The sequence below is a fragment of the Escherichia sp. XD33 genome (genome assembly GCF_019375075.1).
Taxonomy (GTDB): domain Bacteria; phylum Pseudomonadota; class Gammaproteobacteria; order Enterobacterales; family Enterobacteriaceae; genus Enterobacter; species Enterobacter flexneri_A.
Genome location: NZ_JAENDM010000001.1, coordinates 260,929 through 274,134, shown reverse-complemented (window position 1 = coordinate 274,134; position 13,206 = coordinate 260,929). Strand labels below are relative to the sequence as shown.

The window sequence follows — 13,206 nt, the reverse complement described above, 5'->3', positions numbered from 1 at the left end:
GATTTACAATCAACGCATTGATTAGTTAGCTAATGTTGCTACTTCCTTCCCTGACTATTGATGATCTGAATGAATTGTCGCGGTAAAATAGCCCCGCCAGGGGTTTCCGGCATGACGACAATTATCTGGAGGAGCCTGATAAAACAATGATCGCTGAACTGTTTACAAATAATGCGCTTAATCTGGTCATTATTTTCGGTAGCTGCGCAGCATTGATTCTGATGAGCTTTTGGTTTCGCCGTGGAAATCGTAAAAGAAAAGGATTTTTATTCCATGCGGTGCAATTTTTAATCTACACCATAATTATCAGTGCTGTTGGTAGCATTATTGATTATGTTATAGAAAACTATAAACTCAAATTTATCACCCCAGGCGTTATCGATTTTATCTGTACGTCCCTGATTGCGGTTATTCTGACGATTAAGCTATTTCTGCTGATTAATCAGTTTGAAAAACAGCAGATTAAAAAAGGTCGCGATATCACCAGTGCGCGGATTATGTCGCGTATCATCAAAATCACCATTATTGTGGTGCTTGTTCTGCTTTATGGCGAACATTTCGGCATGAGCCTTTCTGGCTTGCTGACCTTTGGTGGTATTGGTGGTCTGGCTGTCGGTATGGCCGGTAAAGATATTCTGAGTAACTTCTTTTCCGGGATTATGCTCTATTTCGACCGTCCTTTCAGTATTGGCGACTGGATCCGTTCACCGGACAGAAATATCGAAGGTACAGTAGCGGAAATTGGCTGGCGAATTACCAAAATTACGACCTTTGATAATCGTCCATTGTACGTACCGAACTCGCTGTTTTCGTCGATCAGCGTAGAAAACCCAGGACGAATGACCAACCGCCGCATTACCACGACCATTGGTTTACGTTATGAGGATGCGGCAAAAGTGGGCGTTATTGTCGAAGCTGTACGTGAGATGCTGAAAAATCACCCGGCCATCGACCAGCGACAAACCTTACTGGTTTATTTCAACCAGTTTGCTGACTCTTCATTGAATATTATGGTTTATTGCTTTACCAAAACCACGGTATGGGCTGAATGGCTTGCTGCACAGCAAGACGTTTATTTGAAGATTATCGATATTGTACAGTCACACGGCGCGGACTTTGCCTTCCCCAGCCAGACGCTGTATATGGATAACATTACACCGCCGGAACAGGGTCGCTAAATCAGACATCACTGGCGTTATGCACAAGGGTAACGCCAGTTCCCATCACATCAATGCTTCACAATATACATAGTCCGACTGTACGCCACATCTTCAGGATTATTAATGGGATAACCTTTCAGCCACGGCTTGATTAATCGTCCATTGGTATATTGATAAATTGGTGCAATCGGTGCTTGCTCCATGAGGATTTTTTCTGCCGCGTTGTAATCGGCATTACGCGCTTTAACGGTATTTTCCGTCGATGCCTGGGCCAGAACTTTGTCATATGCCGGATTGTTAAAGCGTGAAATATTTCCTGAATGCGTTGACGTTAATAATGTCAGGAAAGTGGAGGGTTCATTATAATCCCCCACCCACGAGGCGCGGATAACATCAAAATTGCCGGTGTTACGGCTATCGATATAGGTTTTCCATTCCTGATTTTGCAATTTAACATCTACGCCAAGGTTCTTTTTCCACATCGATGCTACAGCAATCGCAATTTTTTGATGGTTTTCTGAAGTGTTATACAAAAGCGTCAGCTTCAGCGGTTTTTGCGGACCATAACCAGCTGCGCTCAACAAAGTTTTTGCCTGCGCATTCAGTTCTTCCTGACTCATTTGTTCAAACGGCGAAGGTTCCGGCGTAAATCCCGCGGTAACATCTGGTGTAAAATGCCACGCTGGCTTTTCGCCCGTCCCTAATACTTTTTCGGTCATCAGGCGGCGATCTATCGTCATACTTAATGCCAGACGAACGCGCTGATCTGCCGTCGGCCCTTTTTGCGTGTTAAACGCATAATAATAGGTCCCGAGCTGCGGCGGCGTATAAACCTGCCCCGGAATATCCTTCAACAGCTTCTGATACATATTTTTCGGGAAGGATTCGGTGATATCAATATCCCCCGCGAGGTAACGCTTAGTGGCTGCGGATTCCTGATTAATTGGCAGGAAGGTCACTTTTTGCAGTACCGTTTTGGCGTTATCCCAATAATGGGTATTCGGTACCACGACCAGTTTTTCATTGACTACGCGCTCTTTAAGAACATAAGCGCCATTGCCGATCAGATTTCCGGGTTTCGTCCACTCTTTACCGCTTTCTACGTTGGCTTTTTGCACCGGGAAGAAGGCAAAGTTAGCGGTTAAATTCACAAACCACGGCAACGGTTTATCAAGCTGAATTTTCAAAGTATGGGCATCAACTGCGGTGACGCCAAGCTGGTCAGGCGTAGCTTTACCATCAATAATCGCCTGTGCGTTGTTGATTCCCGCCAGCGCGGCAAACCATGCAAATGGCGACAATGTTTTTGGGTCCACCAGACGTTGCCAGCTGTAGACAAAATCTTGCGCCGTTACCGGTGTGCCATCCGCCCATTTTGCGTTATCGCGCAGGGTAAAAGTCCAGATACGGTTGTCATTACTTTTCCACTGAGTCGCAACGCCGGGGACAATCTCCCCTTTTTCGTTCTGATTCACCAGACCTTCAAACAGATCGCGAATGACCTGAATCTCTGGCAGGCCCACGGCTTTAGCGGGATCCAGCGACGCAGGCTCATCTTTAATGTGGCGCACCAGCTCCTGCTTCTCTGCCAGTACTGTGCCGCTCGGAACTTCTGCAGCATACGAAAGAGAAATGCTGCTGACCAACAGCGCACAACACGTGACTGAAACAGAGTGCTTCATAAGTTTCCCTCTAACCGACATTAAAATTGATGCGTAATTATTTGTTTCGCCTTAAAGAAATGCAAACAACTTCCATCAAAAAAGTGACAAAGGAAGCATCAAATGTTTTAAGTATCAATATATCAAATCAGATTTAGTGTAAATAATAGTCTCCAAAATGCGGTAAAGCACATAGAACTCCGAACACTACGTTCGGGCTTCGCACGTTCAAACCCGTTTTCGGTATCATAATCAGCATCTGTCGCCATTGTACGAAGAATAAAAAATGACCAAAACGTTGAAAGGAACTGAGAATACGTTAAGAGAAGAATTAAATTAATGTATCAGCAAGTAGTGCTAAACAGCACCTTTATACTTCAGCCTATCTATAAATAATGAGAATGCCGAGCCAGCATGTCGACGGTGTGGATAGTACAGGTGATAACCGGGTAAATCTGGTGTGAATTTATCCAAAACACGTATCAGTTTTTTTTCTTTAATAGCCCGCTCAACCTGATCATAAGGTAGATACGCCAATCCATGCCCATCAATTGCAGCATCAATGATCAGGTCTATCGTATTCAGTAAAAGCTGACCTTCCATGCGAACACGAACTTCACGTCCACCGCGTATTAATCTCCAGCGATTTGCTGTACCCGATGTGGGAAGATACAAATTAATTGCCTGATGATCTATTAATTGTGACACTGACGTTGGAACACTTCGGCGAGAAAAATAATCCGGTGAGCCAACAATAGCCATTGGTATATCTGGCCCGATTCGAATGGCGATCATATCTTTATCCATCTCCCCACCCAGACGGACGCCTGCATCAAAACGTTCAGAAACGACATCGGTCAAACCATAATCAATGGTGAGCTGAATATCAATTTCAGGATGCGATTTCAGGAATGTGCGCATTGCTGGTAACAATATCGTTTTTGCTGCATGTTCTACAGTAGTAATACGTATTGTCCCGGATGGGCGGTTCTGCAGATCGCTCAGGGATGCCATGGCTGAATCTATGTCATGCAACATAGGGCCAAGAACAGACAAAAGATGCTCGCCCGCTTCAGTTGGAACAACGCTGCGCGTGGTTCGCGTCAGAAGCCGCAATCCCAATCGTTCTTCTATACGACGCACTATCTGGCTTAAAGCTGACTGCGCCATGCTCAGGCGGGCTGCTGCACGAGTGAAGCTACGCTCCTCTGCAACGACGACAAACGCCATCAGATCAGCGATTTCTTCACGCTTCATTCAGTATCTCCATGCAATCTATTAATCATTTAAATGATAGGTCTAATCATGATTTTGGGTCTAATCAACTTAATGATCAATATCTATAGTGATATCACCAACCGTTAAAACGAACCGACAACTCCATGAGGAACGGAATGATGAATAATAAAGTCAGCTTCACTAACAGCAATAATCCAACCATCTCTTTGTCTGCAGTGATCTATTTCCCTCCAAAATTTGATGAAACCCGTCAGTATCAGGCAATTGTGTTATCTCACCCAGGTGGGGGCGTTAAAGAACAAACGGCCGGAACCTATGCCAAAAAACTGGCGGAAAAGGGATTTGTCACTATTGCTTATGACGCATCTTATCAAGGTGAAAGTGGCGGCGAGCCGCGTCAGTTAGAAAACCCATACATTCGTACTGAAGACATCAGTGCCGTGATTGATTACCTGACAACGCTTTCTTATGTCGACAATACCCGAATTGGTGCGATGGGAATTTGTGCCGGTGCAGGATATACAGCCAATGCTGCAATTCAGGATCGCCGCATCAAGGCCATCGGTACCGTTAGTGCGGTCAATATTGGTTCGATATTCCGTAATGGTTGGGAAAACAATGTGAAATCTATTGATGCCCTGCCATACGTTGAAGCGGGTTCAAACGCCAGAACCAGCGATATTAGCAGCGGAGAATACGCCATTATGCCACTGGCACCAATGAAGGAGTCCGATGCGCCGAACGAAGAACTGCGTCAGGCCTGGGAGTATTACCACACCCCTCGCGCGCAGTATCCAACAGCACCGGGTTACGCTACTTTGCGCAGCCTTAACCAGATTATTACCTATGATGCTTACCATATGGCGGAAGTGTACCTGACTCAGCCGACGCAGATTGTGGCGGGCAGCCAGGCAGGGAGCAAATGGATGAGTGACGACCTGTACGATCGAGCATCAAGCCAGGATAAACGCTATCACATTGTTGAAGGCGCAAACCATATGGATCTTTATGACGGCAAAGCCTATGTGGCTGAAGCAATTTCAGTATTAGCTCCGTTCTTTGAGGAAACTCTGTAATGAAACATATTCAAATCCGCAATAGTGATATGGCCTGGCATATTGCTGCCAATAATCTGGGATAATTTTCATGAAAAATGTACTGATTCTTGGTGCTGGCGGTCAGATAGCCCGCCATGTGATTAATCAACTGGCAGATAAGCAAACCATTAAACAAACTTTATTTGCCCGTCAGCCAGCAAAAATCCACAAACCCTATCCAACTAATAAAATGCAAACAACTTCCGGCAAAAAAGTGATACAAGATCGATGACATAGCGTTGAAGAAAAGGATTTGATAATCCGCAAAATTTGCACAACACTGCCTGTAATACTTCCTGAACCAGAGACGATCATGACCGTAACCCGCCCACGCGCCGAACGCGGCGCATTTCCGCCCGGAACAGAACATTACGGACGTTCATTATTGGGCGCGCCGTTAATCTGGTTTCCTGCCCCTGCAGCCAGCCGCGAAAGTGGTTTGATTCTGGCTGGCACTCACGGTGATGAAAACTCTTCGGTCGTCACGCTCTCCTGTGCTCTGCTGACGTTGACACCTTCTTTGCGCCGTCATCATGTGGTGCTGTGTGTGAATCCTGACGGCTGCCAGTTGGGGTTACGGGCCAATGCTAATGGTGTGGATTTAAACAGAAACTTTCCGGCGGCGAACTGGAAGGAAGGTGAAACCGTTTATCGCTGGAACAGCGCCGCTGAAGAACGCGATGTCGTATTACTGACAGGTGACAAACCTGGCTCCGAACCTGAAACCCAGGCGCTGTGCCAGCTTATACACCGCATTCAACCTGCCTGGGTGGTCTCATTCCACGATCCACTGGCCTGTATTGAAGATCCCAGACACAGCGAATTAGGCGAATGGCTGGCTCAGGCGTTTGAATTGCCTCTGGTAACCAGCGTCGGTTATGAAACGCCTGGCTCTTTCGGCAGTTGGTGTGCAGATCTGAACTTGCATTGCATCACCGCAGAGTTTCCGCCCATCTCCTCCGACGAAGCCAGCGAAAAATATCTCTTTGCGATGGCAAACTTGCTGCGCTGGCATCCTAAAGATGCAATTCGCCCGTCGTGAACTGAAGCGCCGGTTCCACATCTACCGCCAGCCAGGTCGGTCCGTCAAGATCGGCGAAACTGACCTGCGGCACCAGCGGTAAAGCGGCGCTAATGGCACGAGAGGTACACAACATGCAGCCCAGCATCAGACTGAAACCTTGTGCACGCGCTTCAGTCGCCAGCGCCAGCGCTTCCGTCAGACCCCCGGTTTTATCGAGCTTAATATTAACCATCTCATAGCGCCCTTTCAGCGCCTTCAAATTGCTACGAGTATGACAACTTTCATCAGCACAAATCGGCAACGGATGAATAAAATTCTCCAGCGCCGCATCGTCCTGCGCAGGAAGCGGTTGTTCAAGCATCGCAACGCCTAAATCCGCCAATAGCTGGCAACGCGCCGCCAACCCTTCTGCACGCCAGGATTCATTTGCATCAACGATCAGCGTCGCATCGGGCACAGCTGTGCGAATTGCCACCATCCGCTCACTGATAAGATGGTTATCCAGCTTCACTTTCAGTAATTTCGCGCCTGCCTGCCAGAGTGTTGATGCACTATTGGCCATCTGATCAGGCGTACCGATGACAACCGTCTGTGCAGTGATAACTGTCTCGGGAAGCGTTATGCCGATCAAATCAGCCAGCGATTGCTGCTGTCTTCGCGCGGCCAGATCCCACAATGCACAATCCAGCGCATTACGTGCTGCGCCGGCAGGGAGAATTTTTTGCAACTCCTCCCGTGTCAGCCCTTTCTCTAGTTGCGGCACGACGCTCATAATTTGCGCCATTACCGAGGCATCACTTTCCCCATAACGCGGATACGGCGTGCATTCGCCGGTGCCTTTAATACCCTCTTCTTCCAGTTCAACCACCACCACGCGCGCTTCACTGCGACTTCCCCGGGCAATCACAAACGGGGTATGTAAGGGCCAGGCTTCCTCGAATACCTTAACGGTTCTCATCTTTACTCCTTGTTGTCGCGGTGGTCTGCGGATTAAGCGCAAATAGCGTTTGCTGTGTTATTGACAGTTAGCATAAACTAGGTGTGACGTTAAATATATGTAAACAGGAAAGATAATCATGTCACAAACCGTTCATTTCCAGGGCAACCCGGTTACAGTCGCCAATTCCATCCCGCAGGCGGGTAGCAAAGCGCAGACTTTTACTCTCGTGGCAAAAGATCTGTCTGACGTCACCCTCGGTCAGTTTGCGGGTAAACGCAAAGTGCTGAACATTTTCCCGAGTATTGATACCGGTGTTTGCGCCGCATCAGTACGTAAGTTTAACCAACTGGCAACCGAGATCGACAACACCGTTGTGCTGTGTATCTCTGCCGATCTGCCGTTCGCCCAGTCTCGTTTCTGCGGCGCAGAAGGTCTGAACAACGTTATCACCCTCTCCACTTTCCGTAACGCTGAATTTCTGCAAGCCTACGGTGTGGCAATTGCTGATGGCCCACTGAAAGGTCTGGCAGCGCGTGCCGTTGTGGTTATTGACGAAAATGACAATGTGATTTTCAGCCAGCTGGTGGATGAAATCACCACCGAGCCGGATTACGAAGCAGCTCTGGCTGTACTGAAAGCATAATTTAATATGCCTGATGGTGTTGCACCATCAGGCATATTCGCGCTTACTCTTCGTTCTTCTTCTGACTCAGACCATATTCCCGCAACTTATTGGCAATCGCGGTATGTGAAACGCCGAGACGTTTTGCCAGTTTGCGCGTGCTGGGATAATTGCGATAAAGCTGGGTTAATACCGAGCGTTCAAAACGGCTGGTGATTTCGTCCAGCGAACCTTCCATCGCATCTTCGCCCACGGCTACCGTTGCGGCGTCATAATCCGGCAACAAAATATCCTGTGGACGCAGCTCATAACCGTCCAGTTGTGTCAGTGCGCGATAGATAGCGTTCTTTAACTGCCGCACATTTCCCGGCCACGCATAACGCGTAAGTACAGTATTCAGGTCAGCGGCCAGTTTCGGACGCGGCACGCCCTGCTCGTCGGCAAAGCGGGCGACGAACAGCTCAGTTAACGGCATGATGTCCTGCGGACAGTCACGTAGCGGCGGCAGATTGAGCGTCAACACGTTCAGACGATAATAGAGATCTTCACGGAACATGCCTTTTTGCACCAGTTCGACCAGATTCTTCTGCGTAGCGCAAATCACCCGCACATCGACATGCACCTCATGGTCTTCGCCAACCCGACGGAAAGTGCCATCATTAAGGAAACGCAGTAATTTCGCCTGCATCCGTGGTGACATTTCCCCTATTTCATCCAACAGCACCGAACCACCGTTCGCCTGCTCAAAGAATCCTTTCTTCCCTTCCGGAGCATGACCAAACAGTTCACTCTCGACCGCATCTTCCGGTATAGACGCACAGTTCAGCGCCAGGTAAGGTTTGCCCGCTCTGGGGCTTGCCTGATGGCAGGCGTAGGCAAAGAGATCTTTACCTGTACCTGTGTCACCCGTAATCAGCAGCGGCGCGCTTAGCATCGCCAGTTTCTGCGCCTGTTCGACAACATGCTTCATTTTCGGGCTGACGGCGACAATTTGACTGAAGGCGCTGACGTCCTGGGCGGCGACATTTTGCAACTGGCGGCCCATACGAATCGTTGATCGCAACATCACCACCGCACCGGTCAGGACGTGTTGATCATTTTCATCCTGAAGATAAACAGGCGTAATCTCCATCAGGAAATTCTGCCCATTAATAACGACATGCTCGTTATGCGAATCTTGCGGTTCGCTTTCCAGCCAACGTAAAAAATTAAAGCCGTTAATCAATTGTGCGGCGGTATGGTTGCGCAGGCGATCCAATTTTTGCCCAAAAAGCTGACAGCTCGCCGGGTTCGCCATATCTACTTTGCTTTTCATATCGACAGAGAGCACAGGTTCAGGCAACGCCTCCAGTAACGCGCTCAACGCCAGATGCTCACGTTCGGAAGGCATCCACGGGACAGTACGCACATCGGTAACACCCGCAATACGGCGTATTTCGGCCATCAGACTGCTGAAACTCTCAAACTCCAGTTCAGCAAAATTGAGGTAGATTCGCCCAATGGGATCAATCTCAATACCGCGTAAATCAATGCCTCTTAGCACGAGTAGATCGAGTAATTCGCGGGTCAGACCGAGTCGGTCTTCACAAAAGACTTCCAGACGCATGGGAACCTTCACCTGAAAAAAGAACAATTAATATGATGATATGACACTATTTGGATAGCAGGAAGGTTTCTGTCAACAATCATTGACACAAAGACGGAAAAACGGGCACTTCGGCGTAAAGATATCCGGTCAGCACCCGATATTGCATTATTTTTCGCTGGGCGTTTTGCCTTTTTGCAGCGTTTCTTTCACCTGACCGATAAGCTGACGACGGAAATCCCCGAGGCGAGGTTTGTCATCGTCAATCCACGGCAGCGGGCGGCAAAGCTCCATAGCTTTAATCCCGAGTCGTGCCGTGAGAAGTCCTGCACCAATCCCCTGAGCTGCGCGGGTAGACAAACGAGCAGCGAGATCTTGCGACATCCAGTCCATCCCCACTTCGCGCACCAGTTCGCTGGCTCCGGCAAAAGCGATATTCAGCAATACCAGCTTAAACAGACGCAAACGGCTGTAATACCCCAGTTCAATGCCATACAGCGTGGCGATGCGATTAATTAAACGCAGATTGCGCCAGGCGATAAACGCCATATCGACCAACGCCAGCGGGCTGACCGCAATCATCAACGTTGATTCCGCCGCCGAACGGCTGATTTCGCGCCGCGCCTGGGCATCTAAAACTGGCTGGACCAAATGCGCATACAGGCTGACCACTTCACGGTCGTTTTGCGTTTCATGGATTGAGGCATACCAGCGTTGCAGCGCCGGATGCGACTGATCAATACCCGCCTGCTGCGCCAGTTTTTCGCAAAATGCGCGGCCTTTGCCCGTGCCGTGGCTATGCAATAAATCACGCGCTTCGTCGCGTTCATGGGCGCGCTGTCGCAAGCGCCATAAGCGCCGCCACTCTGTTACCACAGAACCTACGCCAGCGCCGATAATCAATGCCCCAGCGGCACATCCACCCAGCGCCACCCAGTCCTGGGTTTGCCAGGCATTCATTGTCCACTGTACACCCTGCCCGACAACGCTTGCGCCAAACAGAGCCAGCCCGCCCATCACCATTTTGCGCCACAGGCTGCGTTTCGGACGTAACGCTGCGTCCATTACCGCTTCGACTTGCCCCTCTTCTTCCTGCGCTTCGTCGAGCGTGGCCGGGGCAAAATTTTGCGCCTGATTTTCGTCAAAGGTCTGCTGCGCCCTGAATTTAGGATTCTGATCGACCTCCAGAGGACCGTCAAAATCAATACGTGGTTTTAACGGTTCGGTCATCGCAATTTATCTCCTATTAAAAATTCCAGCGCAGCATCAAGACGAATATGCGGTAGTGGTTTGTCGACATCCATCACCTGCGGACGAAATGCCTCAAACTGGAAGCCTTGCTTATCCCAGAACGCCTGACCAGGCAAACGTGCGGGAACTTCGCCAGGATAAACAGTGAGCGGTGCGCCATCGCTAAGTCGATTACCACGCAGCGCCGGGATTTTCTCACCGTTAACATCAATAATGCCGCTGGTGGTCGCCTGAACTGACGCCAGCCCCAGGCAGTCCATGCTGATCCCTTCGAACGCCGCATTTTGCCAGGCATCCTGAATCAGTTGTTGCAGTAATGAAACCATATTAGCGTGCTGATCGATGGTCACATGGTCCGCTTTAGTGGCAGCAAACAATAGCTTATCGATAACCGGCGAAAACAAACGCCGGAACAGGGTACGCTGCCCGTAGTGAAAACTTTGCATCAGCTGCGTCAGTGCCAGACGCATATCATTAAATGCCTGTGGCCCACTGTTGAGAGGTTGCAGGCAATCCACCAGCACAATCTGGCGGTCAAAGCGCAGAAAATGATTCTTATAGAACCCCTTCACCACCTTCTCGCAGTAATAATTAAAGCGCTCGCGCAGCATTCCGGCATTGGTATGCTTATCGGCCTGCGCCAGTTTGGACTCGCCCCAGGTATCGACATCCGGCCACGGGAAGAATTGCAGCGCGGGCGCACCTGCCATATCTCCCGGCAAGACAAAGCGCCCAGGCTGAATAAAGTGCAGCCCCTGCTGTTTACAGTGGTGGAGATAATCGGTCCACGCGGCGGCAATGTCCGCCAGCCGGTTTTCGTCGGCAGGCGCTAGCGGGTCCAGCCCTTCGCTCATCATTCGCCATTTCGCCGACCATTCTCCGCGCTGACCATTGAGTAAGCCCGTCATCTGGCGCGACCAGCTTAAATAGTCCTGCGCCAGCATCGGCAGGTCGAGCAACCATTCGCCGGGATAATCCACAATTTCCAGATACAGCGTGGAGGTATCCTTAAAGTGGCGTAGCAGCGAATCATTCGATTTAAAACGTAGCGCCAGGCGGATTTCACTGACGCCGCGCGTTGGCGTTGGCCAGGCGGGTGGATCGCCATATAACTGCGCCAGCCCTTCGTCATAGGTGAAGCGCGGAATGCCAAAGTCACGCTGGGGAATGCGTTTCACGCCCAGCAGGCGCTCTTCACGCACCGCACTTAACAGCGGCAAACGTGCTCCGGCGTGAATATTAAGCAACTGATTAACCATCGCGGTGATAAACGCTGTTTTGCCGCTGCGGCTAAGTCCGGTTACAGCGAGGCGCAGATGTCTGTCGACACCCCGATTCACCAGCGCATTGAGTTCATTTTTAAGTCGCTTCATTGCTGTCCTGTGCTGCTCTGAAGACCAGAAAAAAAATCATTCGTAAGGATATGAATGTGGGGGCCAGGCCATTGATTATCAACTGCCCGTGTTGTCATCGACCGGCGAACTCCATAAGATGTGCAGCATTCACGTTCGGACGGAGTTCCTGACCTATGTCCCCTACTATTTATGATATTGCCAGGGTTGCAGGCGTATCAAAATCCACCGTATCACGCGTGCTGAATAAGCAAACTAATATCTCCCCGGAAGCGCGCGAAAAAGTGTTACGGGCCATTGAAGAATTACAGTATCAGCCAAACAAGCTGGCCCGCGCGCTGACCTCTTCGGGTTTTGATGCCATTATGGTGATTTCTACCCGTTCGACCAAAACTACGGCGGGTAATCCGTTTTTCTCTGAAGTTTTGCATGCCATCACCGCCAAAGCTGAAGAAGAAGGTTTCGACGTGATATTACAAACGTCGCACAATCCGGCAGAAGATCTGCAAAAATGCGAAAGCAAAATTAAGCAGAAAATGATTAAAGGCATTATTATGCTCAGTTCGCCAGCGGATGAGTCATTTTTTGCCCAACTCGATAAATATGATATTCCGGTGGTGGTGATTGGCAAAGTTGAAGGTCAATATGCCCATGTTTATTCTGTCGATACCGATAATTTTGGCGACAGCATTGCGTTGACCGATGCATTAATTGAAAGTGGGCATCAAAATATTGCCTGCCTGCATGCTCCGCTTGATGTCCATGTTTCGGTTGATCGCGTTAATGGTTATAAGCAGAGCCTGGCTGCGCATAATATTGCAGTGCGTGATGAATGGATTGTTGATGGCGGTTATACCCATGAAACTGCATTAAAAGCAGCACGGCAATTATTAAGCCAGTCACCGTTGCCTGAGGCGGTGTTTGCCACTGACAGCCTGAAATTAATGAGCATTTATCGTGCGGCAGCAGAGAAAAATATTGCTATTCCGCAGCAGTTAGCGGTGGTGGGTTATAGCAATGAAACGCTGTCATTTATTTTAACGCCTGCACCGGGCGGCATCGATGTTCCGACGCAGGAGTTAGGTCAACAAAGCTGCGAGTTATTATTCCGCTTAATTTCTGGAAAACCGTCACCACAGAATATTACCGTTGCCACGCATATGACGCTGAAATAAATACCAGCTACCTTGCCTGAATGCCGGATGCGATGCTAGCGCATCTTATCCGGCCTACATTTATAGATCGGATAAAGTACTCGCGCCGCATCCGGCAATT

At 49.3% G+C, this 13,206-nt stretch carries 11 protein-coding genes and 1 pseudogene; 6 read left to right on the top strand and 6 right to left on the bottom strand.

Annotated elements, in window-relative coordinates; all coding sequences use genetic code 11:
- The first annotated feature begins 146 nt into the window (after nt 1-146).
- The gene (gene ynaI / locus K0778_RS01420; RefSeq protein WP_063084838.1) at nt 147-1,178 is read left to right on the top strand and encodes a low conductance mechanosensitive channel YnaI; all 1,032 of its coding nucleotides are present in this window, start codon (nt 147-149) and stop codon (nt 1,176-1,178) included.
- 50 nt (nt 1,179-1,228) lie between these two features.
- Here ynaI and mppA read toward each other — a convergent pair whose 3' ends face one another.
- Nucleotides 1,229-2,842 carry a murein tripeptide ABC transporter substrate-binding protein MppA gene (gene mppA / locus K0778_RS01415; RefSeq protein WP_000683020.1) on the bottom strand — a complete coding sequence of 538 codons (1,614 nt, stop codon included), beginning with the start codon at nt 2,840-2,842 and terminating at the stop codon, nt 1,229-1,231.
- Nucleotides 2,843-3,178: 336 nt separating this feature from the next.
- Nucleotides 3,179-4,078 carry a DNA-binding transcriptional regulator PgrR gene (pgrR, locus tag K0778_RS01410; protein WP_000817708.1) on the bottom strand — a complete coding sequence of 300 codons (900 nt, stop codon included), beginning with the start codon at nt 4,076-4,078 and terminating at the stop codon, nt 3,179-3,181.
- A 137-nt stretch (nt 4,079-4,215) separates the two neighbouring features.
- Here pgrR and K0778_RS01405 point away from each other — a divergent pair, with 137 nt between their 5' ends.
- From K0778_RS01405 to mpaA, 3 genes and pseudogenes are all read left to right on the top strand, one after another.
- A complete protein-coding gene (locus K0778_RS01405; RefSeq protein WP_001300523.1) occupies nt 4,216-5,136 on the top strand; it encodes an alpha/beta hydrolase in 921 nt (306 codons plus the stop codon).
- Between the two features lie 70 nt (nt 5,137-5,206).
- Nucleotides 5,207-5,344, top strand: a pseudogene (locus K0778_RS01400) (NAD-dependent dehydratase); the annotation flags it as partial.
- A 126-nt stretch (nt 5,345-5,470) separates the two neighbouring features.
- Complete coding sequence (gene mpaA, locus K0778_RS01395; RefSeq protein ID WP_063084839.1) at nt 5,471-6,199, top strand: murein tripeptide amidase MpaA; 729 nt, start codon at nt 5,471-5,473, stop codon at nt 6,197-6,199.
- Here the strand turns inward: mpaA and ycjG are convergent.
- Nucleotides 6,174-7,139, bottom strand: coding sequence for an L-Ala-D/L-Glu epimerase (gene ycjG, locus K0778_RS01390; RefSeq protein WP_001261211.1), 966 nt, complete (start codon nt 7,137-7,139; stop codon nt 6,174-6,176). The genes mpaA and ycjG overlap by 26 nt on opposite strands.
- 118 nt (nt 7,140-7,257) lie before the next feature.
- On the opposite strand from ycjG, the gene tpx reads away from it, so the two are divergent.
- Nucleotides 7,258-7,764, top strand: a complete 507-nt coding sequence (gene tpx / locus K0778_RS01385; protein WP_000084387.1) for a thiol peroxidase — start codon at nt 7,258-7,260, stop codon at nt 7,762-7,764.
- Nucleotides 7,765-7,807: 43 nt separating this feature from the next.
- Here tpx and tyrR read toward each other — a convergent pair whose 3' ends face one another.
- From tyrR to K0778_RS01370, 3 genes are all read right to left on the bottom strand, one after another.
- Nucleotides 7,808-9,349: a transcriptional regulator TyrR gene (gene tyrR, locus K0778_RS01380; RefSeq protein ID WP_001300658.1), complete on the bottom strand. Its 1,542-nt coding sequence runs from the start codon at nt 9,347-9,349 to the stop codon at nt 7,808-7,810.
- Nucleotides 9,350-9,496: 147 nt separating this feature from the next.
- A complete protein-coding gene (locus K0778_RS01375) occupies nt 9,497-10,558 on the bottom strand; it encodes a YcjF family protein (protein WP_000138728.1) in 1,062 nt (353 codons plus the stop codon).
- On the bottom strand, nt 10,555-11,952 hold the full coding sequence (locus K0778_RS01370) for a YcjX family protein (protein WP_000825777.1): 1,398 nt from the start codon (nt 11,950-11,952) through the stop codon (nt 10,555-10,557). Before K0778_RS01370 ends, K0778_RS01375 begins: the two co-directional genes overlap by 4 nt.
- Before the next feature lie 155 nt (nt 11,953-12,107).
- Here K0778_RS01370 and K0778_RS01365 point away from each other — a divergent pair, with 155 nt between their 5' ends.
- Nucleotides 12,108-13,106, top strand: coding sequence for a LacI family DNA-binding transcriptional regulator (locus K0778_RS01365; RefSeq protein WP_000075375.1), 999 nt, complete (start codon nt 12,108-12,110; stop codon nt 13,104-13,106).
- The last annotated feature ends 100 nt before the right edge of the window (nt 13,107-13,206 follow it).

Bases quoted from the DNA above. Each gene is read 5' to 3' on its own strand.
- ynaI (WP_063084838.1), top strand. From the start codon at position 147: ATGATCGCTGAACTGTTTACAAATAATGCGCTTAATCTGGTCATTATT.
- mppA (WP_000683020.1), bottom strand. From the start codon at position 2,842: ATGAAGCACTCTGTTTCAGTCACGTGTTGTGCGCTGTTGGTCAGCAGC.
- pgrR (WP_000817708.1), bottom strand. From the start codon at position 4,078: ATGAAGCGTGAAGAAATCGCTGATCTGATGGCGTTTGTCGTCGTTGCA.
- K0778_RS01405 (WP_001300523.1), top strand. From the start codon at position 4,216: ATGATGAATAATAAAGTCAGCTTCACTAACAGCAATAATCCAACCATC.
- mpaA (WP_063084839.1), top strand. From the start codon at position 5,471: ATGACCGTAACCCGCCCACGCGCCGAACGCGGCGCATTTCCGCCCGGA.
- ycjG (WP_001261211.1), bottom strand. From the start codon at position 7,139: ATGAGAACCGTTAAGGTATTCGAGGAAGCCTGGCCCTTACATACCCCG.
- tpx (WP_000084387.1), top strand. From the start codon at position 7,258: ATGTCACAAACCGTTCATTTCCAGGGCAACCCGGTTACAGTCGCCAAT.
- tyrR (WP_001300658.1), bottom strand. From the start codon at position 9,349: ATGCGTCTGGAAGTCTTTTGTGAAGACCGACTCGGTCTGACCCGCGAA.
- K0778_RS01375 (WP_000138728.1), bottom strand. From the start codon at position 10,558: ATGACCGAACCGTTAAAACCACGTATTGATTTTGACGGTCCTCTGGAG.
- K0778_RS01370 (WP_000825777.1), bottom strand. From the start codon at position 11,952: ATGAAGCGACTTAAAAATGAACTCAATGCGCTGGTGAATCGGGGTGTC.
- K0778_RS01365 (WP_000075375.1), top strand. From the start codon at position 12,108: ATGTCCCCTACTATTTATGATATTGCCAGGGTTGCAGGCGTATCAAAA.